This is a genomic window from Exiguobacterium sp. 8H, assembly GCF_902506255.1.
In the GTDB taxonomy this organism is placed as follows: domain Bacteria; phylum Bacillota; class Bacilli; order Exiguobacteriales; family Exiguobacteriaceae; genus Exiguobacterium; species Exiguobacterium profundum.
In genome coordinates, this window is record NZ_LR733429.1 from 1873167 (window position 1) to 1897605 (window position 24439).

At 47.0% G+C, this 24439-nt stretch carries 26 protein-coding genes; 15 read left to right on the top strand and 11 right to left on the bottom strand.

Annotated elements, in window-relative coordinates; translation table 11 throughout:
- Window positions 1–2 precede the first annotated feature (2 nt).
- Window positions 3–848 carry a DegV family protein gene (locus GVY43_RS09540; protein ID WP_159563021.1) on the top strand — a complete coding sequence of 282 codons (846 nt, stop codon included), beginning with the start codon at window positions 3–5 and terminating at the stop codon, window positions 846–848.
- 41 nt (window positions 849–889) lie between these two features.
- On the opposite strand, the gene GVY43_RS09545 is transcribed toward GVY43_RS09540, so the two are convergent.
- The gene (locus tag GVY43_RS09545; RefSeq protein ID WP_159563022.1) at window positions 890–2839 is read right to left on the bottom strand and encodes a glycoside hydrolase family 3 protein; all 1950 of its coding nucleotides are present in this window, start codon (window positions 2837–2839) and stop codon (window positions 890–892) included.
- A gap of 288 nt (window positions 2840–3127) precedes the next feature.
- Between GVY43_RS09545 and lipA the strand changes: the two genes are divergently transcribed.
- Both lipA and GVY43_RS09555 read left to right on the top strand, forming a co-directional pair.
- On the top strand, window positions 3128–4063 hold the full coding sequence (gene lipA, locus GVY43_RS09550; RefSeq protein ID WP_324292278.1) for a lipoyl synthase: 936 nt from the start codon (window positions 3128–3130) through the stop codon (window positions 4061–4063).
- A gap of 17 nt (window positions 4064–4080) precedes the next feature.
- Window positions 4081–4911 carry a lipoate--protein ligase family protein gene (locus GVY43_RS09555; protein WP_159563023.1) on the top strand — a complete coding sequence of 277 codons (831 nt, stop codon included), beginning with the start codon at window positions 4081–4083 and terminating at the stop codon, window positions 4909–4911.
- Between the two features lie 35 nt (window positions 4912–4946).
- Here GVY43_RS09555 and GVY43_RS09560 read toward each other — a convergent pair whose 3' ends face one another.
- From GVY43_RS09560 to GVY43_RS09585, 6 genes are all read right to left on the bottom strand, one after another.
- The gene (locus GVY43_RS09560) at window positions 4947–5960 is read right to left on the bottom strand and encodes a fatty acid desaturase (RefSeq protein WP_074035599.1); all 1014 of its coding nucleotides are present in this window, start codon (window positions 5958–5960) and stop codon (window positions 4947–4949) included.
- A gap of 201 nt (window positions 5961–6161) precedes the next feature.
- On the bottom strand, window positions 6162–7703 hold the full coding sequence (gene amyS / locus GVY43_RS09565; RefSeq protein WP_371730233.1) for an alpha-amylase: 1542 nt from the start codon (window positions 7701–7703) through the stop codon (window positions 6162–6164).
- A gap of 175 nt (window positions 7704–7878) precedes the next feature.
- Complete coding sequence (locus GVY43_RS09570; RefSeq protein ID WP_159563025.1) at window positions 7879–8406, bottom strand: DUF2812 domain-containing protein; 528 nt, start codon at window positions 8404–8406, stop codon at window positions 7879–7881.
- Complete coding sequence (locus GVY43_RS09575) at window positions 8403–8735, bottom strand: PadR family transcriptional regulator (RefSeq protein WP_012727454.1); 333 nt, start codon at window positions 8733–8735, stop codon at window positions 8403–8405. Before GVY43_RS09575 ends, GVY43_RS09570 begins: the two co-directional genes overlap by 4 nt.
- 129 nt (window positions 8736–8864) lie before the next feature.
- Window positions 8865–9992 (bottom strand): YfbR-like 5'-deoxynucleotidase, encoded by a 1128-nt coding sequence (locus tag GVY43_RS09580; protein WP_159563026.1) that lies wholly within the window; start codon window positions 9990–9992, stop codon window positions 8865–8867.
- A gap of 11 nt (window positions 9993–10003) precedes the next feature.
- Window positions 10004–11023, bottom strand: coding sequence for a potassium channel family protein (locus GVY43_RS09585; protein WP_031422116.1), 1020 nt, complete (start codon window positions 11021–11023; stop codon window positions 10004–10006).
- A gap of 106 nt (window positions 11024–11129) precedes the next feature.
- On the opposite strand from GVY43_RS09585, the gene GVY43_RS09590 reads away from it, so the two are divergent.
- From GVY43_RS09590 to GVY43_RS09610, 5 genes are all read left to right on the top strand, one after another.
- Entirely contained in the window at window positions 11130–11588 is a 459-nt protein-coding gene (locus GVY43_RS09590) for a hypothetical protein (protein WP_012727457.1), read from the top strand.
- Window positions 11585–11953: a hypothetical protein gene (locus GVY43_RS09595; RefSeq protein ID WP_012727458.1), complete on the top strand. Its 369-nt coding sequence runs from the start codon at window positions 11585–11587 to the stop codon at window positions 11951–11953. The genes GVY43_RS09590 and GVY43_RS09595 overlap by 4 nt, the downstream gene beginning before the upstream one ends.
- Window positions 11950–13179 carry a glutathionylspermidine synthase family protein gene (locus GVY43_RS09600; RefSeq protein WP_074035591.1) on the top strand — a complete coding sequence of 410 codons (1230 nt, stop codon included), beginning with the start codon at window positions 11950–11952 and terminating at the stop codon, window positions 13177–13179. Before GVY43_RS09595 ends, GVY43_RS09600 begins: the two co-directional genes overlap by 4 nt.
- On the top strand, window positions 13176–13589 hold the full coding sequence (locus GVY43_RS09605; RefSeq protein WP_012727460.1) for a DUF350 domain-containing protein: 414 nt from the start codon (window positions 13176–13178) through the stop codon (window positions 13587–13589). The genes GVY43_RS09600 and GVY43_RS09605 overlap by 4 nt, the downstream gene beginning before the upstream one ends.
- A gap of 69 nt (window positions 13590–13658) precedes the next feature.
- Window positions 13659–14216 (top strand): hypothetical protein, encoded by a 558-nt coding sequence (locus GVY43_RS09610; protein ID WP_031422108.1) that lies wholly within the window; start codon window positions 13659–13661, stop codon window positions 14214–14216.
- A 41-nt stretch (window positions 14217–14257) separates the two neighbouring features.
- On the opposite strand, the gene GVY43_RS09615 is transcribed toward GVY43_RS09610, so the two are convergent.
- Window positions 14258–15358 (bottom strand): globin domain-containing protein, encoded by a 1101-nt coding sequence (locus GVY43_RS09615; protein WP_012727462.1) that lies wholly within the window; start codon window positions 15356–15358, stop codon window positions 14258–14260.
- A 186-nt stretch (window positions 15359–15544) separates the two neighbouring features.
- Between GVY43_RS09615 and GVY43_RS09620 the strand changes: the two genes are divergently transcribed.
- Window positions 15545–15985 carry an Rrf2 family transcriptional regulator gene (locus GVY43_RS09620; protein WP_012727463.1) on the top strand — a complete coding sequence of 147 codons (441 nt, stop codon included), beginning with the start codon at window positions 15545–15547 and terminating at the stop codon, window positions 15983–15985.
- A 22-nt stretch (window positions 15986–16007) separates the two neighbouring features.
- Here the strand turns inward: GVY43_RS09620 and GVY43_RS09625 are convergent, their stop codons facing one another.
- Window positions 16008–16940: a ring-cleaving dioxygenase gene (locus GVY43_RS09625; RefSeq protein ID WP_031422105.1), complete on the bottom strand. Its 933-nt coding sequence runs from the start codon at window positions 16938–16940 to the stop codon at window positions 16008–16010.
- Window positions 16941–17059: 119 nt separating this feature from the next.
- Between GVY43_RS09625 and GVY43_RS09630 the strand changes: the two genes are divergently transcribed.
- The 6 genes from GVY43_RS09630 (at window position 17060) to GVY43_RS09655 (ending at window position 22359) form a co-directional block, all read left to right on the top strand.
- Window positions 17060–17269 (top strand): helix-turn-helix transcriptional regulator, encoded by a 210-nt coding sequence (locus GVY43_RS09630; protein WP_012727465.1) that lies wholly within the window; start codon window positions 17060–17062, stop codon window positions 17267–17269.
- Window positions 17266–17733, top strand: a complete 468-nt coding sequence (locus GVY43_RS09635; protein ID WP_159563027.1) for a hypothetical protein — start codon at window positions 17266–17268, stop codon at window positions 17731–17733. Before GVY43_RS09630 ends, GVY43_RS09635 begins: the two co-directional genes overlap by 4 nt.
- Window positions 17734–17863: 130 nt before the next feature.
- The gene (locus tag GVY43_RS09640) at window positions 17864–19192 is read left to right on the top strand and encodes an MATE family efflux transporter (protein ID WP_159563028.1); all 1329 of its coding nucleotides are present in this window, start codon (window positions 17864–17866) and stop codon (window positions 19190–19192) included.
- Entirely contained in the window at window positions 19176–21467 is a 2292-nt protein-coding gene (gene gshAB, locus GVY43_RS09645) for a bifunctional glutamate--cysteine ligase GshA/glutathione synthetase GshB (protein WP_159563029.1), read from the top strand. Before GVY43_RS09640 ends, gshAB begins: the two co-directional genes overlap by 17 nt.
- A gap of 62 nt (window positions 21468–21529) precedes the next feature.
- The gene (locus GVY43_RS09650) at window positions 21530–21862 is read left to right on the top strand and encodes a helix-turn-helix transcriptional regulator (RefSeq protein ID WP_159563030.1); all 333 of its coding nucleotides are present in this window, start codon (window positions 21530–21532) and stop codon (window positions 21860–21862) included.
- Window positions 21859–22359, top strand: coding sequence for an SRPBCC domain-containing protein (locus GVY43_RS09655; RefSeq protein WP_159563031.1), 501 nt, complete (start codon window positions 21859–21861; stop codon window positions 22357–22359). Before GVY43_RS09650 ends, GVY43_RS09655 begins: the two co-directional genes overlap by 4 nt.
- A gap of 168 nt (window positions 22360–22527) precedes the next feature.
- Here the strand turns inward: GVY43_RS09655 and GVY43_RS09660 are convergent, their stop codons facing one another.
- Entirely contained in the window at window positions 22528–22776 is a 249-nt protein-coding gene (locus GVY43_RS09660; RefSeq protein WP_236548954.1) for a YidH family protein, read from the bottom strand.
- 1066 nt (window positions 22777–23842) lie between these two features.
- A complete protein-coding gene (locus GVY43_RS09665; RefSeq protein ID WP_159563032.1) occupies window positions 23843–24439 on the bottom strand; it encodes a hypothetical protein in 597 nt (198 codons plus the stop codon).

Below are 24439 nucleotides of genomic sequence, written 5' to 3' on the forward strand. Positions count from 1 at the left end.
CAATGTTTAAACTGATCACAGACACCGGGGCCGATTTGACACACGATCAAATCATCGAATACGGTCTTGAGATTTTACCGCTCGGTGTCATCATCGACAACGAAGAATTTTTAGACGGTGAGACGATTCAACCAAAAGAAGTATACGAAGCGATGCGGCATGGCAAGACGCCAAAGACGTTCCAAATCGAGGCGTCACGAATCGAACACTGTTTCCGTCAGCATCTCGAGGCTGGAATCCCGTTCTTATATCTCGCTTTCTCCGGAGAACTCTCCGGTACATACCAAACCGCTGTCATGGTCGGCGAAATGTTGAAAGAGGAATACCCAGACAGTACATTCACGGTTCTCGATACACGGACCGCCTCTGTCGGACAGGCATTGTTCGTCAAAACGGTCGCAGCGTATAGCCAAGACCATACGTATGAAGAAACGGTCGAGTATGCCACTTCGCTCGTCGGCAAAGTCCGCCACTTGTTCACGGTCGAATCGCTCGAATATTTGATGCGGGGCGGACGTGTCTCGAAGGCGAGTGCTTTCATCGGAGACTTGTTGACGATTTTACCGTTATTGACGGTCGAGGACGGCAAGCTCGTCCCGATTGAAAAGGTGCGTGGTCATAAAAAGGTCATGCGCCGGATGGTCGAATGGACAGTCGAATCGAAGTCGATCGTCGAGAACGGAGACCTCTTCATCGGTCATGGTGACGACCTAGAAAAAGCCGAACAGTTCGAGAAGATGGTCCGCGAACATCTCGAACCGAAGCACATCACGAAGACACTGGTCGGGTCTGCCATCGGTGCCCACACCGGTCCCGGTCTACTCGTCATCGCCTATTTCGAGGCATGAAAAAATGAGCTCTCCCGATTTTCGGGCGAGCTCATTTTCGTTTAGCGATTCCAGTTTTTAAATCCATCACCGAACTGCGCGTAATTTTCGTCTTGGAATACACCGTCCACAAATTTCGGTACATCTACCGGCAACTTCCCTTGTGGCTTCACTTCACCGAAGATGGCACGAATGCCTGCCGGTAAGTTCGGACCAGCCGACTTCAAGTTGCCCGCCTCCGAATCTGGACCGTTCGGATCGCCTTTGAATCCATAGATTAAGAGATGTGCGGGGGCATCCGGTTGAACGGCAATGTCGTATGGGTTGCGCAAACTGAGTAAAACCGATTGTTTCCCTGTCTCATTTGCATAACGGAACACTTCGGCCGGTACATAATGATCAGCTGATGTCGGTTTTAATTTCGCGCTGTTGTTCACGTTCGAACCGACGATGATATAGTCAGCCGCCTCAACTTGTTGCCGTAGTGCCGGATTTTGATCTAGATGCGGCGTTGATGCTGAGTAGTTGGCCGTGATGACGTTCACGTCTTTCATATTCCCTGCATTCTTTTCTAGTGACTTGATTGTTTTCACCATGCTATCCGTTTGGTCTTTCGCTGGCGACAAGACGAGCACCGTGTCTCCTTTTTTCGGTTTGAATGGGAGCGTCTTCTTCTCGTTCTTCACGAGAGTGACGGCCGCCTCCGCGATTTCACGTTCCTTCGCTTTATGCTCAGCGCTTCCTACCGTGGCATTCGCTTCTGCGAGCTTCATCTCGAGCGTCGTGGAGTCCGTCGTTTCTCCCCAAATTCCACGCTCTGCTTTCAGTTTTAAAATGCGTTCCACTGATTCATCGATGGTCGCCTCCGATAAACGTCCATCCTTCACTGCCGCAATGACTTCCTCAAAGATTGCTTCGAGTTTGATCACATCTGCTTCCGAGCGTAAAATCGTCGGCATGAGCGCGATGTCGACCCCTGCTTCGAACGTCTTGATGACCGCCTCTGCTTCCGTAAAATTGTCTGCGATGGCTTGCATGTTGAGTGCGTCGGTCACCACGATTCCTTCATATCCGAGTTCCTCACGAAGCACTCCCGTGATGACATCATCCGAAAGCGTCGCCGGGAGTGGGAACGTGCCGCGTTCTGATTCGACGACCTCGTCCTCGATTTGTGGCATCCCGATATGCGCCGTCATGATCATGTCGATCCCTTCTGTGATGGCACGTTTGAACGGTAACAACTCGAGACCACGCAACTCGTCGAGTGATTTATCGACAACCGGTAACCCATAATGCGAGTCGACGGCCGTATCGCCATGACCTGGGAAATGTTTCGCCGTTGCTGCAACACCTTGGTCTTGAATACCTTGTGTCATCGCGGAACCGAGTTCCCCGACTAGTTCAGGGTCGCTCGAGAACGAACGGACGCCGATGACCGGATTCCCCGGATTGTTGTTGACGTCAAGTACCGGTCCGAAGTTCACGTTTACCCCGAGTGCGTTCAATTCAGAACCGATGATTTCCCCTGCATCATAGGCATATTGACTGTTACGTGTGGCCCCGAGTGCCATATTCCCCGGTAAATTCGTTCCCGTCCCAAGTCGTGTCACAATCCCACCTTCTTGGTCGATCGTGACGAATAACGGGACATCATTGCTGGCATCTTGTTTCACGACTTCTTGCAAATCATGAACGAGTTTCGTCGTCTGTTCCGTTTCCTTCACGTTCTCCGCAAACAATATCACTCCACCGAGATCGAAACGATCGATGACACGCGCCACTTCCGGTGCAAGAGATGTATGGTTCGCCCCGTTCCATAATCGGAAGTCCGGCATGATCATCTGCCCGATTTTTTGTTCGAGCGTCATCGACTCTAGCTGCGTGTTGACGCGCTGGTCAATCGACATCGTCGGCGTCCCTTCCGCCACGACCGCGTCTGCTGCTGGAACCGACGAGACGAGCAATGCCGTCGTCAATCCGAGTGTTGCCGTCCAATTCAGTGCCTTGTTCATGTTCCCACTCCCCTTAGTCAAATTTGGCTGACCCCCAAACGAAAAGGCATGGAGGAAGAAGCGTTGCCTCATCAACGCTCGTTCACCCCATGCCTGATCGCATCAGTTACATTTGGTCCTTATTCAGGTGGTCAACAACAGTATAGCAACTCCACTTTTTAGAAACAATTGTTCAAGTGAAAGCGTAACCATTTTGAAACAATGTTTCTGTTTTGATACACAGTGAACTGTATTGGCAAAACCAATAATTTCTGTGGTTCGTTTTTGATTCGTTTTTTGGTAAACTCAATTCGATACAGGTTAACTTTCAAAAAGGGGGAAATTATTGTGGCAAGAGGGGAACTGAAACGTAAGCCGGAATGGTTAAAGATTAAATTAAACACGAATGATACGTATACCGGCCTAAAGAAGATGATGCGCGAGAAAAATTTACATACGGTATGTGAGGAAGCGAAATGTCCGAACATTCATGAATGTTGGGCGGTACGTCGGACCGCGACCTTCATGATTCTTGGAAGTATCTGTACACGTGCTTGCCGTTTTTGTGCCGTCACGACTGGGAAACCGAACGAGCTCGATTGGGAAGAGCCAAAGCGTGTCGCCGAATCGGTTCGACTTATGAACTTGAAACACGTCGTCATCACGGCTGTCGCGCGTGACGACTTGAACGATTACGGGGCTACTGTCTTCGCAGAAACGGTTCGCGCGGTTCGCGCCATGAACCCGGAGACATCGATTGAGGTGCTCCCGTCAGACATGATGGGTGACTTCTCTGCCTTGCAGACGTTGATCGATGCGGGTCCTGACATCATGAACCATAACTTAGAGACAGTCCGTCGCCTCACACCGAGAGTCCGTGCGAAAGCAACATATGACCGCACGCTCGAGTTCTTGAAGCGTTCGAAAGAATTGAACCCGGATATCCCGACGAAGTCATCGATCATGGTTGGGCTTGGGGAGACGAAAGAGGAATTGATTGAAGCGATGGATGACCTCCGCGCGCACAACGTCGACATCTTAACGCTCGGTCAATACTTGCAGCCGACGAAGAAACACCTCGAGGTGGAACGTTACTACCATCCGGACGAGTTCGCCGAGTTGAAAGAGATTGCTCTATCAAAAGGATTCTCACATTGTGAGGCAGGTCCACTCGTCCGTTCGTCATACCACGCGGATGAACAAGTACACAAGGCGCGTCGCCACACGATGTTGCCAATCGACTAACAGAAAGAAGAGAGATTATGACTGGTACGACGTGGCACTTACTTAGAACTGAATCGACTTCACCGGCTAAAAATATGGCGATTGATGAAGCCATCGCCAATTGGGTCGCAAAGGGAGAACTCAAACCGACGCTTCGTTTTTATTCATGGGCACCTCATGCAATCAGCGTCGGACGTTTCCAGCGAGCGACGCGTGACTTGGACCGGGACGCCCTCAAAGCGAACAATATTCCGGTCGTTCGTCGCTTAACAGGGGGACGTGCCGTGTTGCATGCGGATGAGTTGACGTATAGTGTCATCTTGCCCGAATCGACCCCTGCCCTCCCGACGAATATCATCGAGAGCTATCGCCTACTCACGGAAGGGGTTCGTCGCGGATATCACGAACTCGGCGTCCCCGCCGAATTTTCGGTGCCATTGACGGAAGAGGATCGCGAAGCGCTCCGCAAACCAAAATCGGCCGTCTGCTTCGATGCTGCTTCATACTATGAGCTTGCTGTCGACGGGAAGAAGATTGCGGGTAGCGCACAAGTGCGCCACCAAGGGGCCGTGCTTCAACATGGTTCGATTCCTCTCTCCGTCGATGATGAGGTGTTGTTTGACTGTTTCGCGATGGATGAGACGGAGAAACACGAAGCCAAAACCCGCTTCAGCGAAAAAGCCGTCGCCTTGAACGACACGTTAAAGCGTTTCGTTTCCTTTGACGAAGTAGCGGCCGCATTCGAGACCGGCTTCAAGGACGCTTTCTCGTTGACGTTCGAACCGCTTGTCTTCACGAAAGAACACCAAGGCGAAATCGATTTGCTCGTCAAGAAGTACGAGAGTGATGAATGGGTCTGGAAACGCTAAAAAGATTGTCCCTTTTGATCAGGGACAATCTTTTTTTATGCCGCGTTCGCTCGGCGCAACAGATGGCGCACTTCTCGGAACGTGACGAATGTTTTGTTGTTCGCATCATACAATTTGTAGCGTAACGATTTCAAACTTGAAAACAGTCCGATTGTCGTCGCCCGTTGTAACGGCGGTGTCGACGTATGTGCTTTTTCTAGATGGTAGTTCGGCACGCGTGGACTCAGATGGTGGACATGATGGAATCCGATATTACCCGTCACCCATTGAAGCACTTTCGGCAACTCGTAATACGAGCTTCCTTCGATGGCCGCCTTTACATAATCCCATTCCTGCTCATCTTCAAAATAGGAATCTTCGAACGTATGCTGAACATAGAACAACCAAATTCCGAGCACACCGGCGATGAACATCGTCGTTCCTTGTACAATCAAGAACGCTTGCCAACCGATCAGATAGATGAGCGCGCTATATAGGACGACGAGAGAAATATTGATGAGATACGTATTTTGTCGTTCTTTTTTCCGCGCGTCCTTTCGGTTGAAACGACTCGTGACGAGAATAAGCCAAAGTGGTCCGAGACCGAACATAACGAGCGGATGACGATATAGGCGATACTTTAGACGAGTCCATTTTGACGCTTCGATATACTCCTCAATCGTCATGACCCAGATGTCGCCGACACCCCGTTTATCCAAATTCCCACTCGATGCATGATGAATCGCATGCTCTCGTTTCCACTTCTCGTATGGAAATAACGTCAAGACCCCTGTAATGGTTCCGACAATCGCGTTCGCCTTCTTATTTTTAAAGAATGAACCGTGTGTGCAGTCATGGAAGATGATGAACATCCGCACGACAAATCCTGCTGCAATCAACGTGAACGGCAATGTCAGGAAAATCGAGACACTTAGTAGTTGGTACGCTAAAAACCACGATACGAGAAACGGTAAAATCGTATTGATCATCTGCCGCACACTGATCCGAATATCGGACTTTTCAAACGGCGAGACGTGCTTTCTTAATTGGGCAATCTTTTCTTTACTCATAACAACCTCCTTGAATTCAACAGCGTCACAACGCAAAAATATAGATAAAACCAACAACCAACGTTGTTCAATGTGAATTCATGGATCGGAAGTATTCCCTATCAAGAATTAACACTAGGTCATTATATCACGTATAAAAATTATGTGGTGAAAATTCAGAAAAAAGACTCGCCCCTATCTTTAGAGACAAGTCTAACTGATTCATTGTTGCGTATAGATGGAAACCGAGCCACCGTTGACGAAGAACTCGCCCCAACCGTCCGCATTGATCGTCACGAGACGTCCGTTATTTCCTGTCATGTCTTTCCACACTTCCCCTGCATTCTGTTTTCCGACATACATCCATTTCGATCCGCCTGGTCCGTCCGATAAAATCGTTGCAAGACCAGACTTCGCACGGTCCGTCACTCCTTCACGTGTCCATCCGATGACGTCTTGGTGATTGATGTAATCATGTTGTGTGCCGTAGGCGAAATCTTTACGCGCTTTCAAAATGGGTTGAAGCGACGCTGACATATTCGGTATTTCACGGTTCGTCGTCCCTTTCGTTCCATAATAATCTCCGTAGAATAGTGCTGGATACCCTTGACCACGTGTCATGATGGTCGCGTAGGCAAGCGGTTTGAACCAATTCGCGACTGTTGACTCAAGTGACTGGCCTGGTTGCGAATCATGATTGTCGACAATCGTCACAGCGAGTGTTGGGTGCTGCTCGACGACCGTACCTTTTAGAATGTTCCGCATGTCATAGTAACCGCCACCATTCCCTGCCGCTTGGAAATTGTAATGGAGTGGTACATCGAATACGGAATGAGTGTAGCCCGTCTTGGCCAAGTAATCATTGATGGCCCCTAAGTCATTCTTCCAATACTCCGCAACAGTGAACATCTCTTTTCCGGTTGCCTGACGAACACTCGTCACCCATTCCTTTAAGTATGAATGATTGATATGCTTCACCGCATCCAGTCGGAAGCCGTCCAATCCAAGCGAATCCGCGTACCATTTCCCCCAGTTTTTCATCTCCTGACGTACTTCCGGATGCTCAAAATCGACATCGGCGTACATCAAGTAGTCATAGTTCCCGTTCTCACCCGACACTTCACTATCCCATGCTTTACCCGTACTCTTGAATTTGTAGATTCGGCTCAGACTTCGTGATTGATCCCAGTCGGTCCCATCAAAATGATACCAACGCCACTTGAACGGCGAGTATGTATTGTTCCGTCCAGCAAAATTGAATCCAGTCCAGGCAGAAATGGCATATTCCCCAGACGTCTCTTGATTCCGGTTAGAAGGATTGACCTCGACAGCTTGAACGGATTCGGTATAATCCGCTCCGCCTTTATGGTTCATGACGACATCCCCATATACGCCAATCCCTTTCCCGCGTAAGTTGGAGATGGCCGACTGTAGCTGCGCTTTTGTTCCATACTTTGTCCGAGTCGTTCCTTTTTGATTAAATTCTCCAAGGTCATACAGATCATACGCCCCGTATCCGACATCATTTTGTGATGTCCCTTTATACGCTGGTGGGATCCAAACGGTCGAGATTCCGATATCTTTTAAATGCTGCGAATCGTTCGAGAGTCGGTTCCAGTGTTGGCCATCGTTTGGAACATACCATTCAAAGTATTGCATCATCGTACCATTCTGTGGGGTCGCTGCCTGTGCGACCGGTTGCCCCGAAAGCAGTGCAATCGATGTCACTCCAGCTAGGACAGCAATCCCTTGTCTTTTCTTCAACATCCTTCATTCCTCCTCAAATAGTTAATGAAAGCGCTTGCATTAATTATTGTGAATGATTTTTAATTTGTTGCATAGATAGACACTAAAAAACAGTTCTCTCTCCCTAACTATTTCTCATTCGAATAGTTCAGTCGAACGAAACAAAGACGGATGGCTTGTGCCATCCGCCTAGTCATCCTTCCCGGCTAATTCGTTTGCGTTTGAAACGGTAGCCAATGTACGGAAGTCCTGTAAACACGAGACCGATCGTCACGAGTAGTTGAACCCCAATCAATATTGTCTCGACAACGGTTGGCCAATCAAACTGAAACAACGAAAAGAGTGCAATCCATAAAATACCTAGGATGAGCGCAGCTCTTCCCATCTGACGCTCCATGTCATGATATTTTTCCTCTGTTGTTTCGACATCCGAGTAAATCGGCTTGGCATCTCGATTCCCTTTGAAAATATGAATCTCATCCCCGGTTGATGTGACATGTTCCCACCCGCTCGACGCAAACAGGTCAAAGTAGTCTTCGTCTGGACGAGTACGATAGTCCAAACTATACTGAACGTCTTCCGGTTCCCCTTCAACGAGCGTGTATCCTAGCGGGGCAAACTTCTTCAAATGCCATCCCTTAGCCGCCATTCGTTCTAGTTTCCGCATCTCACGCTCTTCAGCAAACGCCAATCCCCAGCTCGACATATACTTTTGTCTCATCTTGATCCCTCCATATCCAAAATGGCACAGGCATCTTCGACCATCGCCTGTCGTCTCTTCACATCATCCGTTAAAATCGAGCGGCCTTTATTCGTGATTCGATAGTTCTTTTTCTTTCCGTCCCCATCCATCGGTTCAATCAGTTCGGCGTTCAACAACTTTTTGATAATCGTATACATCGAAGCCGGACCAATTTGCATTCGCCCTCGCGTGGTCTCTTCGACAAATTGCATGACTAAATAGCCATGACGCGGCGTCGTGAGCGCCAACAGGATATAAAACATACTATCCGTCAGTTCCCCTAACTCTAATGAGTCCGTTCGCGGCATCTTTCCACCTCCTATATCATTGAATGATATATTTCTTATACTCAATATATATCGTTAAATGATATATGTCAATAAATGATATAAAAAAAGCCGCACCCTTTTAGGTATGCGACTTCAAGATAAACGGTTTTAACTAGTGACATAGTCTAAATCATGCAAGATATACGCCAGGAAGAAAATCATGCTTGGATTCTCATATCGCATCTGGACTTTACGGAGCTGCTCGCGATACGTGACCTCATACTCGGCCCCGTTCATCTTCCGCTCCATGTTCATCTTGATGAGCGCATCAAGCTTGTCCATCATGTCGACGAGCATTCCCTCATACGTATCGTCTTTCGAGTCAGCCATATATCGACGGAACGCCGGTTGCATATACTCAGGCAACAGTCCAAGCAGACGTTCACTTTCCGCTCGCTCGTATGCCTCAAACGCAGCCCCCGTCTCTTGCGTCGAATGTTTGACTGGACCGAGCACGTCTCCAGTCACCCCTTCAACTAAATCGTGACAGAGAAGACGAGCCACGAGTTCGGCGACATCGACATCGACGTCGTACTTCTCACGCTCTAAGAGCCCACTGAACATACCGAGCGCGGCAGCCCGGAAACCATGAATCGCATCGTTGTCGTCAATCGTGTTAAAGCGACCTTTCCAGCGACGGACACTATCCATCCGCATGACGTTCTCGATGAATCGCAACACATCCGTTTCTGCCTCGACCTGGTCGAACAGCCAGCGGACCGAATTAATCGGATGATGTCGGAGTGCGGCTTTCATCTCTTCTAGCTTGTCATCAAAGTGCGGAGAGCCGTGCGCGACTTCTCGTCGCACGAACAACATCGCATCGAACGAATCAATTCCGTCCACGATTCGACCTTCGAACGAATCATCTTCCGCTTCCACCACGAAACGATGAAAGTGAGGACGTAATGATTGCGACAGCAGCTCGACAAGACCGAGACTCGCTGTTCGTTCCATACGCTCGATGTGACCGATCAAGGTCGGTTCTTTTTTCGTCCGGTGCATGATCGGGCCCGTCTGGACTTCATTCATGTCGTGGAAAATGGCTTTCCCGAGTAAATCGAGCAAATCGACTTCACGTCCGTTCTCTTTTTCCACATAAGCCGCGATCAAGCTAAAGACCGCGACACGAAAGCTATGACTCGCTGCGTTATCATGATAATGGGGGGCATATTCATCCCACCGTTGCACGTTTTGCATACGTGTCATCTTTCGGATAAACGTTCCGTTATGCATGGTTTCACTCCTTACGATAATCGTTCAAATACATCGTCATGACAGACGACATATAACATGTCTGTTTCCTGAAGCGGCAAATCGAGCATCGTCGCCACATCCAAGCGGTCATTGACCGCGATGAGTGTCACCCCTGATTCAAGTAACGCTGTATTTGCTTGTCGAACATTCTGCCACTCGACTTTTGGTTTCAACGCTTGAATGTTCCCACCTGACTGTTTGCTCAACAACTGACGGAAAATTGCTGTCGTTCCAGGTTGTAACGTCGCTTTTGCCATCAAGAGGGAGACCGAGTCGTTCGCTAAAATAAAATCGTCGACGCGGACGTGTTTAAATTTCGAGATATTTCTTTCTTCACACACTTCGACGACCGTGTGCAAGTCCACCTGATACTCAGAAGAGAGTGCCTCGACCGCTGACGCGATTAATAACGACTTCCCATCGGCGAGTAACGTCTCCGTGATACGGGCATCCGCAAAAATCGCGACGCGTCGCGCCTTCAAGACGTTTGCTTGCAGCAATACCGCTTCATCCGAAGCATCGCCTGATACGAAGTGAACTTGATCGTGCACGTACGGTTCCTCAACTAACTGATCAATCAATACGATCTCTGCTTTCGGTTCGTAGTTAAGCACTTCATCGATTGCTTTCTTCGTCTTCGGGGACCACCCGATATACACATAATGTCCTTCTCCACGATACACTAGTCTTCCCTCCCGTTTTAGCCGTTGAAACGTCGCACCGATTTCAACCAATTTTCCAATCAACGCCCCGATAATCCCAATCCCGAATAGGAATAAGAATATCCCGAGCCATCGCCCTGCCACGGAGGACGGATAAAAGTCCCCGTATCCGACGGTCGTCAATGTCGTCATCGTCCACCAGAACGAATCAAACAGTGATCCGAATGTCTCTGGTTCTAAAACATAACCGAGCACGGTTCCTAAGATAATGATGCCAATCGAAGCTAAGACGACATTCAAAAATGATAATTTCGCTAACCCTTTCCACACACGAAATAAGATATGCACTGTTTCCCCCTCCTTCTCTCTTATATACTAAACGTAACCACAAAAAGATTCACGAAACCATTTTGATGGTGATTCCGTATAAGAAGAAAAAAGGAAGGACTGACTTATGAACTCCATCGTCTTAGAGTATCGTCTCTATAAAAATGAATTATCGTTCGAACCACTATACCATTACACGTCTCTCGGCTTAGACGAAGTGCTAGCTCGTCGTGAATGTGAGTTTTTCGTCAAAGACGGCATGACCTACAAACAACGCTCGTCTGCCCTTGAAGGCGATCAATACTTTTTAATTTATGTCGATCGCTATACAGAGGGACCGATGGACAAGCACGAAACGAGCGACATCAAAGTCGAAATCCGCACGCTCGACGACCGGTTTGACAACCCATTACTCGAAGCCTATTACGTCGACCGCCACCTTGATGCACTCGCCATGCTCGGAAGCCAATACTTGTATGTCGCCGGTAAAGAATATGAGCGCGATTCAGCAGAAACAGATGAAGATCGTGGTGTGTATGTTATCTACGTCACACCGACTGGTTATGAATTGGAGGAATCAACATGAAGACAAGCAAGAAAATTTTAAGCGGACTATCCGTTGCGGTATTGACCACTTCCCTTGCCGCGTGCGGTGGGGATGAATATGAAGAGGCGGCACTCCCGGAAGAACCGACCGGATACGAATGTGACGATTGGGACTGGGATGACGAGACCGAGTCGTATTATTGTGACGACGACCGCTCTCCGCACTATGGTAGCTACTTCTTACTCGGTAGCCTGTTCCGCTCAAAAAATGCGTTGAAGAGCTCTTCGTCGTATAAGACGTACAAAGCCAACGGTGGTGCGACCGGTGCCGTATCGAACGGCTCAAATTCAGGATCGTCAAAATCTGGACTCGGCAGTGGCTCTAAAGGTGGATTCGGCGGATGACGCGTGACGAACTTTACAGTCAAATCCCTTATTTTTGGCCCGATTTAAACGATGAAGAATATGCCTTATATGATTGTTTTGAGATGACCGCCTCGCAGGTTGCCTCTATCCGAGAGGCAACCGAGGCGGTTGACTCGATTTTTCGGAAGACGAATCAATTATTACGCACCCTACCTGACGAAACGCTCCGACTGCTTGGTTACCCTGAGGCGAGTCTGCAGTTCTTACGGGAGAAGACGATACCGCAGGAGACGATCATCGGTCGTTACGACTGGATCATGAAAGATGATCAACTCAAGTTGATGGAGTTCAATGCAGATACGCCGACCTTCATTAAGGAGCTGTTTGATGTGAACGGCGTGGTCGCTTCCGAGTTTGGTCTACTCGACCCGAACAGGGAAGCCACCCCCCAACTGAAAATTGAGCTGCGGAAAGCGATCGTCGCCGCGTGGAATCGACTCAAACGAGAAGGCACACCGAAAATCGTTTTTACGGCACATGATGATAACATCGAAGACAAGTGGACGGCACGATTTTTACAAGAAACGCTCGACGTACCGTCTGAATTCGTACCGTTGCACACTTTACTCGTCGACGAAGACGGCGTCTACACACCATCGGGTGAGCGAATTGACATCTTATATCGCCAAACATATCCGATTGAGCACCTTGTGGACGACCGGGCTCCAGACGGAGACTTAATTGGCATTCGGTTACTTGAACTCGATCAACAAAAATACGTGTCACTGCTCAATCCCCTCTCTGCGTTTCTCATGCAATCGAAAGGCGTACAGGCGCTGATTTGGGAATTGTATGAGACCGAGACACTATTCGATCAAGCCGAGCGCGACATCATCGGAACATATTTTTTACCGACTTACTTAGAAGACACACCGTTTCTCGGTGAATCGGACTATGTCAAAAAGCCGGCATTCGGACGTGAAGGGGACTCCGTCATCTTGTATACGAAAGATGGTCAACCGTTTCATCGCGAAACATTACAGACGTATGCGGAAGAAACGGCCGTGTACCAACAGTTCATCGAACTCCCGACACGGATGACGACAACCGTCAAAGGTCGTATGGAGACACATTACATGGTCGGATGTTTTTGCTTGAACGGACACCCATCCGCACTCGGTGTCCGCGCCGGCAGCATGATCACGAACAACCAATCTTATTACTTAGCCGTTGGCACACCTATACAAAAGGAGACGAACTCATGACATTCATCACACTCGATTCAATCTTAAGCTTCCTGGCCCACCTCGGGACAGGATTCGGTCTCATTCTCGCGGGACTCATCATCTTCGCACTAACGACCAAATATTCGGAACGCAAGTTAATCAAAGAAGGCAACATGGCTGTCGCGTTGAAACTTTGGGGGAAAGCACTAGGACTCGCCATCGTCATTTATACAGTCTGGGCGAACAGCGTCAACTTGCTCGATGCGTTCATCTGGGGACTCGTCGGTATCGCCGCCCAAGTATTGGCGTTCTGGACGTTTGAATACATCCTTACACCAGGCGTGAATTTAGAAAAAGAAGTCGAGAATGGCAACATGGCCATCGGTTTCAGCTTGTTCGCCGCATCACTCGTCGTCGGGATCATCGTCGCCGCGAGCTTGACGTACTAATCAAACACCCCATGCACGCATTTGCGAAGCATGGGGTGTTCGTATTTATAAAAGTCAGGAGGAACAATCATGTCGAAGCGAATCATCTTACTCACAATCGTTTCCGGTCTCATCATCGTAGCCATCGCAGTCGGTGTCGGACTTTACACCTACACTAACATTCAGGCTGGTGACTCATACGAAAATGCCGAAAAAGAAATGAATCGTTATATGACGACGAACAATTGGTATACGTTTGAAATTCATAATATGGAACAGTCCGTTCTCTCTTTTTACACAAATGAAGACCGCTCCGTCATCGGTCTAGCTGAGATTGATGTCGAAACAGGGAACTTAGGGTCTGTCACGAAACAAACAGAGCCGAATCAGCCTTTTGATTTCGTTATCCTTCGAGTTGAAGACATGGAGTACATCGGTGTTCACCTTAAAGAGCGACCGGAAGATGTCGTCTATTTACGGTTAAACGGTGACGATGTCTCAAAAGATTTTCTTGTAAACGATCCCGAAATTGAAAGCTACACCATGACATATGTCATTGAAACAACACAACCGTCAGATGGTTCGTGGTCACTTGAAACATTGGATGCCAACAAACAAGTCATACATTCAAGTAAACTTACGGAATAACCTATATTGTGCATCAAGACGACTTTTTCCAGTCGTCTTTTTTAGTTGGTCGCAAGAACTCCAGACGGTCCGAAAAATTCATATCGTGCCTGTGGAATAGCGCGAACGACCGTTTCCATCATCGCATTCGGTCCGCACGTATAAACATCATGCCCTTCCACATCAAGTTCCTCAAGGTGTGACTTATTCATGCAACCCGATACGTCATCTGCATGTGTGAGCAGATGAAGCCCTTCCTTCACGAGTTCATCGAGTTCGTCTCCGAGTGGACGAAGGTCCATACTCCGAACCGCGTGCAATAACGTGACAGGACGTCCTTGTTCGAGTGCCGTCTTCGCCATGTTGAAGAGGGGCGTAATCCCGATTCCTCCCGCGATGAGTGTGAGCGGACGTTCAGACGTTTCAAGGATGAATTCTCCTGCTGGTGCGCTCATCGGGACTTCTGTTCCGACCGTCTGCTCATGAAGCCAGTTTGAGACGAGTCCCTCCGCTTTCGGCGCAATCCAGTAGCCGTCTTCTGTCGTCTCGATGACACTATATTGACGATGATGTAGGATGTCCTCTCCTGCAATGCGCGCTTGAACCGAGACATATTGTCCTGGGATGGCTGTGCCAATAACTCCATCTTTCGCGACGAGACGGAATCGTTTCACTTCAGGTGTATCTACTATGATTTCTTCGATGACGAACGGTTTGAATCCGACCCATGGCGCGTCATCATACATTTTTTTCTCGAGTGAGATGAAGACATCGGCAATCACACCGTAAGCTTTTGCCCATGCATCGATGATGTCAGGTGTTGCAGCTTCACCGAGTACGTCTTGAATCGCCGCAAGCAAGTTCTCACCAACGATCGGATAATGCTCCGGGCGGATGTTCAAACTTTTATGTTTATGAAGTGCTGGTTGGATGGCAGGAAGAATCGCTTCGAGTCGGTCGATATGAAGCGCAGCCGCATAGACCGCGTTCGCGAGTGCTTCCGGCTGACGTCCTCGCTTTTGGTTCGTATGGTTGAAGAAGTGACGAACTTCTGGATTTTGTTCAAACATTCGTTGATAAAAATGCTTCGTGATCGTCACACCATTTTCTTTCAAAACTGGTGCCGTCGCCTTTACAATCTCAATCGTTTGTTGATCTAACATGTGAATTTCCCCCTTTTGTTTTGTACACGTTCATTATGTGAGTCAAGTCACTTTAAAGCAATATATTAAATACTTGTTTAAAGTAGATTTCACGTTTCTGACTTATTTTCGCCATCACCCTTTCACATTTGTTCGAATCGCACTTTTTTGGATTGTCTTGTACAATGAAACGAGAGGTGATGATGGATGAGACTCACGCAAACATGTGACTACGCACTGCGAACGTTGATGTATAGCGCTACGTTTTCACATCGGCTCGTCACGATTCAAGAAGTGGCAGACCAATATAACATCTCCAAAAACCATGTCATGAAGGTCGTATATGAGCTTGGGAAACATGGTTATTTGGAATCGGTGCGTGGTCGAGGCGGCGGCTTTCGACTCGCACGACCGATGGATGACATCAATGTAGGGGAAGTCGTTCGGACGATGGAACCGTTCGAACTCGTGGAATGCTTCGGGGAAGGCCGATGCGTCATCGCACCTGCCTGTGATTTACGAGGTGTTTTGAATGAAGCCATGTTGGCGTTTCTTCATGTACTCGATCGTTACACGATTGCGGATCTCGTCGTCAACCGAACGAACGAACTCGCCATGTTATTAGGCGTACAAAACCCGACGGACTGAAATGGTCCGTCGGGTTTTCCGCTTACAAAGACTTTAGTTTTGATTCGATTTCTGCTCGCTTTGACTCAAGAAACGGAGGCAAGGCTAATCGCTCTCCGAGTCTCTCAAGCGATTCATCCATCGCAAATCCCGGTTCATCTGTTGCCAGTTCCACTAAGATTCCGCTCGGTTCGCGGAAGTAAATCGACTGAAAATAGTAACGGTCAATAAGACCAGAGTGGCTGATTCCATGTGCGTCAAGCTTCTCGATCCACTTCGTCATATCGTCTGTTTCTTCCACTCGAATCGCCACATGATGCACACTCCCTCGCCCTGGTCGTTCCGATGGCAAATCCGGCCGATCGACGAGATGAATCTCTGTTGCCACACCACCCTCGCCCGTCTCAAAGACACGCACGTCATGTCCATCCCGTTCAAATGTCGTTACATATCGATAGCCAAGCACTTCTGTCAGCACCCGTGCCGTCTTGTCAATCCGCCGTACCGTCCACTCACTGAATCCGAGACCGAAGATGCCGAGGTCCGTTGGCACTGGACCTTTGCTCCAAGGTGTCCCGCTCCCTCCTTCTACAAGACAGAGACGTTGACCCTCATGATCTTCGAACGAAAGGGTCGCCCTTCCTAAAACCAACTCGATTTCTCCGTAAGATACATCGAACGCGTCAAAACGCTCCTGCCAGTACGCGAGCGCTCCATCCGGCACCCTGAGTGCTGTCCGAGAAATACTGCTTGACCCTCGATACGTCTGTCCGAGAAACGGTAACTCAAAGAACGTCAAATCGGTTCCAGGCGTACCCGTCTCGTCTGCATAGAACAAGTGATACATCGATGGGTCATCCTGGTTAACCGTCTTTTTGACGAGCCGCATCCCTAGTATTTCCGTGTAGAATCGCAAGTTCTTCTTAGCATCCCCGGTCATCGCTGACACGTGATGTTGTCCACTAATCACCTTCATCCCTCATCTCCCCTTTCGACTATATCGTTATTGTATCATCCCCAAATGAGTAAAGTCCTCTTTACATTATGTAAAGTTTGTTTTACACTAGTGGTAGAAACTAGAAATGAGGTGGCACGATGCCATTGATCAACCGCGTGAAAGAACTGCGTGCCCGGCACCAGTTAACCCAAGGTGACCTGGCCGAAAAAGTTGGTGTGACGAGACAGACGATCATCTCGCTCGAGAAAGGCAGCTACACGCCGTCGCTCATGTTGGCGATGCACATCGCAAGGGTGTTTGAGGAACCGGTCGAATCTATATTCACAATCGAGGAGGAATCACAATGAAACATGTCGTCATTCAATCTATTTCAAGTATCATCCTGTATGTCCTGATGGCTTTTCTATTCAGTTCGTTTTTATCTGATATGTCGAAAACAGTCATCGAGTCTGACCGATTCTTAGTTGAATTTAATCTACTTCCACTACTTTTACTCGTTGTTTTTGGCATCATTTGGACAGTCTATTCGTTTAACACCCGGCCGAATAAACAGTTGAGCTTTGCCCAATGGTCCGTCCGGATGACAGAGTTCAGTGAGGTCGATGAGCGTGAACAAATCATCACAGCGAAAGCGACAAAAGCTGCCTACGTCTCGTTCGGCATTTCAGTCCCAATCCTTATGGGATCGTTCATGTTCTATCCGTTATTTGAAGAGACGCTCCCTGCCTATCCAATATACGCCCTTGCTTCTACATTGATCATCGCGACACTCGTTTATATGACGACCTGGATTCGCGGCTATCGACATTAAGGAATTCATCACGAATTCCTTTTTTTTGTGTCCATTTTTCATCGATTCGGCTATCATGATTGCCAATTCTATTACACCGTGCTTATATATAACTAAATGGTTATATAAAGAATGTAAGGAGTCTTGCTTTGTGAAAACCGTCGATTTGACGATTGGAAACGTGCAACGCGTCATTCTGGCTCTTGCCCTTCCGCTCGTCGGTAGCTCGTTATTACAATTTACGTATAGTCTCGTCGACATGTTTTGGGTCGGTGCGCTCGGGAGCGATGCTGTGGCAAGTATCGGTGCAGCTAGTTTTTATATCATGCTCGGACAGGCGATTCAATCGTTGATTGTCGTTGGCGCCGGCATCAAAGTATCACAAGCTGTCGGGAGACGTGACCTCAATTCGGTTCAGCGCTATGTCCGGGCCAGCAGGCGTCTGAATCTAACACTCGGTCTTTCGTACGCCTCACTACTAATTATGTTCGGTCATACATTCATCGGCTTTTTGAATATGGGTGCCCCCGCTGTGGAGCAGCTTGCGTATGAATATTTGTTCGTCAGCGCGCCGATGCTCATCTTTTCTTTCTTTAATTTGCTGTTTGCTCGTCTATTCAGTGCATATGGCAATACGACAACAGCGATGCGAATCAATGCGACAGGTGTCATCCTCAATATGATTCTCTCCCCGATTTTCATTTATCCATTCCAACTCGGTGTGATCGGGGCTGCCCTTGCAACACTTGTCGCCAACGTCATGATGTTCGGATTGTTTTGGCACCGCGCTCGTACATTATTCAATTGGGATGAAGTCGTTCAGCCGACTCGAGCTGACTATAAAGAAATCATCCGTCTTGGTTTTCCGATGGCAACCCAACGGATTTTGTTCACGGTAATCAGTATTTTTCTTGCCCGCATGATTGGCTCATACGGGACGGAAGCGATTGCGGCACAGCGCATCGGACTTCAAATCGAATCGATTGCCTACATGATGATTGGTGGCTTGAACGGAGCAATGGCTAGCTATACCGGTCAAAACCTCGGGGCACGAAAAGTAGATCGTGTTTATGAAGGTTACCGGGTAACGACCCGACTCGGGATGGTTTACACAGGATTCATTATGTTGTTCTTTTTATTCGTCCCAGATTTACTCATTGGTCTATTCGTCGATGACGTTCGAACCATCGAAATTGGGGCGAGCTACTTGCGAATTATCGGCATTTCGCTCGTCTTCTCATCGATTGAAATGATCGGAAACGGATACTTCTCAGGACTCGGATTACCGAAAATCCCCGCGACCATCTCGATTATTTTCACAGTGGCCCGTATCCCGCTCGCATTTTTTCTTGAGCCTTATCTCGGAATCGATGCCATCTGGTGGAGTATCGCCATCTCAAGTATCACAAAAGGGCTTGTCTCTGCCCTCTTTGTCCGACTAACGAAAAAGGAAGTGATTTCCCTTGCAGAAGCAGTTTAATCAACTACCCCACCATCTCATCACAAGTGGAAAATTTGCCATCGAGCGAGAAATGTTACGAGTCACGTCAGAAGGCACACTAGCTGTTACGAAGCATCCAAAAGCACTCGGTCATAAAGCGACACATCCATATATCACGACCGACTTTTCTGAAAGTCAAATTGAGCTTGTCACCCCGACGTTTCCGACGATTGAGGCGGCACATCATTTCTTAGAAACGCTTTACGATATTACGGCGCTCAACATAGGCGATGAACGCCTTTGGCCACAATCGATGCCATGTGCCTTGCCGGAAGGTGGTACGATTCCACTCGCTGATTTTGGTGTGTCCGGAATAGAGGCTAGCCGTTATCGTGAGCATCTGCTCCAAAAATATGGTGCGAAAAAACAACTCATTTCTGGAATCCATTTCAACTTTTCATTTTCCGATGAGATGTTATCCGCATTATACGAAGGATCCCCTGAACAATATCGACACTTCAAAGATCACCTATATTTGAAGTTAGTTCGTCAATATTTACGAATGCGTTGGCTCATCGTCTATTTGCTCGGTGCTACACCAGCCGTTCATGTGAGTTATGAAGAACGATGTGTCAGTCAGATGCAAGCGCTCCATGTAGACACTTTTTCAAATAAACAAGCATTGTCCTATCGGAATAGCGACTGTGGGTATACGAATGTTGAACCACTTTATCCAAATTATGCGACACTCTCTAGTTATATAGATGATGTAAGATGGTTCATTGCCAAAGGCGAGATTGCCAATCCGAACGAACTCTACTCCCCCATCCGATTGAAAACATCGAAAGGTGGTAACGACTTAAATCAACTCGAGGCACACGGTATCGATTACATTGAAATTCGCAATATCGATTTGAATCCGTTTGAAAAGACCGGAATTGCTCGTTCAGATTTACGGTTCCTTCATCTGTTTTTGTTGTACTTGACCTTTACTGAGGAGACATCTCATGTCGATTGGCAAGCTGAAGCGTACAATAATCAACAACGTGTCGCCAAAGAAGGCATGTCTCCCGCAAGCATATTGACTCGAGATGGTTACGCCATACCTTTACACACGTACGCGACAGAACTTCTCGACGCCATCGATTCGTTCAACACACACTATGACCTCGGCTTCGAAGATGTCTTTCCCGCTATACGCGAAAAAATTGATCACGTGGACCGGACGTACGCTTCCCGATTAAAGACGATTATGATCGAGACAGGTTATCACGCATGGTCCCTCGCCCAAGCAGAACACTTTTATGAGGACGCCTATGCAAATCGTTTTCGCATTCACGGTTATGCCGACCTGGAACTGTCTACTCAAATCTTAATGAAATCCGCAATTAAACGTGGTTATCGTGTCGATGTCATCGATCGTTCTGACCAGTTCATTCGGATTCGAAACGGCAAACACGAAGAATACGTCAAACAGGCAACGAAAACATCAAAAGACAATTATGTTTCCGTCTTAATGATGGAGAATAAAACGGTGACAAAGTTTGTACTCGCAGAGCATGGCATTCGTGTCCCTGAAGGGGTAGAACTTCAAGAGGAATCGGATTTATCTCAGGCATGGCATTCATTTTCAAAACAACCCATCGTCTTAAAGCCGAAGTCTACAAACTTCGGAGTCGGTATTCACATTTTTAAAGACGGAGCGACGTATGAGGAAGCACTGTCTGCATTTCAGTATGCGAAAGCGTTTGATGATGTCGTTTTACTTGAGACATTCTTACCCGGAAAAGAATATCGCTTCCTCGTCATCGGGGATGATGTCGCGGGCATCCTCCATCGTGTCCCGGCGAACGTCACTGGAGATGGCACCTCTTCTATCCGTCAACTCGTTGCGACAAAAAATGAAGACCCGTTACGCGGAAAAGGATACAAGACACCGCTCGAGAAAATCGAAATCGACGAGGTCGTCATCTCATTTTTACGTGCTCAAGGCAAGACACCCGATAGTATTCCCGCTCTCGATGAGCGTGTCTTCTTACGCGAAAACTCTAATATCAGTACCGGCGGAGATAGTATCGACTATACGGATCAAATTTCTGACATCTATAAGCGTATTGCTGTCGATGCCGCTAAGTCAGTCGGGGCAACCATCTGTGGTGTCGATATGATGATTCCCTCTCTCGATGATGCGCAAATCGAATACGGTATGATCGAATTGAATTTTAATCCCGCCATCCATATCCACGCTTTTCCTTATGAAGGAAAAGAACGACCGATTGGTGAGATGCTACTTGATTTATTGTTTAAATATTGAATATTCCTGTTTCGGAATATTCCTAATTGGGAATATTCAAAATAAGAGGACGGTGACGAAAAATGGAAGAGAGATTGGCTTCTTTGTTTCAAGCGTTAGCCGACCCGAACCGGTTGCGGATGATCGAATTGTTACGGAAACAAGAGTGGACGGTCGTAATGATGGCAAATCAACTTGGGATCAGTCAACCGCAGACATCGAAGCACTTGCGAATTCTGTATGATGCAGGTCTCGTCACAGTAACCATTGATGCCAATCGAAGACGTTATGCACTCAAGTCTCAAGCACTCGAACCGTTAGATGCTTGGCGGACCTATATGGCTCGGGAAACAGAGCGACTCGATCGATTGGAGAGGTTTTTAGCGGAGTCACAGCGAGAGGAGAATGGATCATGAGTACGGTTAAATCACATGTAGAGGGCACGACATTGATTATGGAACGTCTGTTCAAGGCACCACGCCAACTTGTATTTGAAGCATTCTCGACACCTGCACATTTAGAGAAATGGTGGGGACCGTCCGGATGGGAGACGAAAGTATACAGCTTCGACTTCAAACCGGGGGGGATTTGGCATTATTGCATGACTTGTGTCGACAAAGAACAAGGTGACTTTTATGGTATGGAATCATGGGGCAAATCAACCTTTATCGACATCGATCCATACTCCCGAATCGTCTATACGGATGCATTCTCGGATGCGGACGGACACGTCAATCCGGACTTGCCTGTCATGACGATCACAAATGAATTTCTCGATACATCGGAAGGCACGTTATTCATTAGTCGCTCCGAATTCCCGAATGAAGAGGCTCTCCAACAAGTCGTCGAAATGGGCGCTGTCGAAGGGTTCACTTCCCAACTCGATCGTCTCGAAGCGATTGTAACGCAGTAACACAATCAGGCACCGTCCTCGTAATGGAGGCGGTGCCTGATTGCGTTCAAAACAAGAAGTAGCTCACGACGAGGATTAGTGAAAAGATGAAGACCATCCCAATTGCCAAAGCAATGAGACTCATCTTCGCAGATTTGAATTGTTGCGTGTTGATCGTATGCACTTTTTTCAAATAGGAATGGGTTCTACAAGAATTGTACTGATGCCGAACAAAATCGATGACATCCCGATTGCTGAGATCAATTGATGTTCTGCACCACTCAAATTCTCGCTTCGATAATAATGAAAGTTCGTCACTAAGAAACCAATCCCGATTACGGTAATCGCAGTACGAATCCATGCGAGGAACGTCCGCTCGTTTGCTAGGTGCTGCTGGATATATTGCGAATCGATTGTTTTTTCTACTTCTACTTTCATTCTTTCAATCATCCTTCCATTTCAATTGCGCTCTCAATTCCCTCAGATAGCTGAGATGGATCGCTATTTTTCGACATATAACATAGATGGGGAATCTTCATGTATACGATTGAAATAGCATTTGAAATCTTATCGAAGAACAAACTTACCAGCCATAAGAAGACCTTTTACAACCAGCTACGAAAAGGCGCGATTTAGCCAGAACTGTTCGAGTCACGTAGGAATTGCTATCGGATTAATGAGACGACGCTCAAGCAATCGATCAAAGAAAATATGCCAGAAGAATGGAAGACGTATCCGGAATTAGTGATAGGGGATGCTCAGGATTATCAAGAATGAAGATGAGGTTCTTCATCACATCGAAAAGATATCGCGGCAATAAAAGAACGAGAACGCATTAAAACGTGGCATCAAGTGGTCGCGCGCTAGTTATAGGAGAAGACTTGTCAAGTCGTAAGTTGGTGCGGAACGCTGTCGACAAATACACTATTCAAAAGAGTTTGACCAGTTGGTCTGGGAAAATGTCTGAAGAACATCGTCCCATGAAAAAACAGCGCACCCTTTATTTCGTTGATGCATTTTTATTTGAAGAATAGTGATTTCAACTTCACGAGGACTTCAAAATAAAAGAAAATCAAATCATGTAGTGTTAGCGTTGATTGAGCACGTACTTATGAATGCAAAGTTCGGAAAATATAAGAATAAATCTGATGAAAAAAGTAAACTCATTATTTGGATGGTTAAAACTAAAAGGCATACTCTCTATCATTGAGAATACACCTTCTGAAATCGTTACAGTATTGAGTTGATGAGAAGTATTTTCCATTCATCACATTTTTCGCTTTTTAAAGTGCAAAGTAATATGAACAGAACCATTCGTCAATCTTAGTTAACGATGAAAAAATAATATTGATTAAGTAGTTAATCAATATTATTTTGATTTAAGATTACAATTTTGTATTTTACTTTGGTTTTTTTAATAATTTAACAATCATAAAGATTGCGAATGAAATAAAGAGTAATAAAAATACTGCAAAATCAAGAAAGTTCATGTCATGCCTCCAGATTATTTTAAAATAGAATCTTTTTTAATCATTCCTTTTGCATTACACTCTACGTTAACACGTAGATATCGTTCTTGGAGTCTGAGACCGTGTCCTTTAACAGTGAGCCCCATAATTGCTGTCCTTTCTTGGTATGCGACTCTTCTCGAACTGCTTGGTTTTTGGACTTCACTCTTCTTATCGACTATGTCGATAAGAACCCCTCCTCCATTTTCAGTCTTCATATAGCTCCCAGTTCTTCTTGCGGTGACTGTAGTTCCATTATAAGTGAACTCAGCACTAATATATGCTGTGACTAATTTCCAACTAGTAGCTCTTGCGTCGTAGATGCTGCGGCTATTGGAAGCATTTTTAATCTTGCTTGTTCCTGCTGCTTGGACTGGACTAGAAAATATGTTTTGGATGAACGAGAAGAAGTTAGGTTCAACGTCTTCTTCGGATTCTATTTCATCTGATTCATTCCATTCATCTACAATAATAAAATTATCATCAAAAGTTACAGATAAGTTATCGTTTATTTCATAAGTTTCCGTATCAAGGTTTGTGTCAAGAGTGACATTCGAAGTTGGAAGATTAATCATTTCAAGTTCTTCATTCAA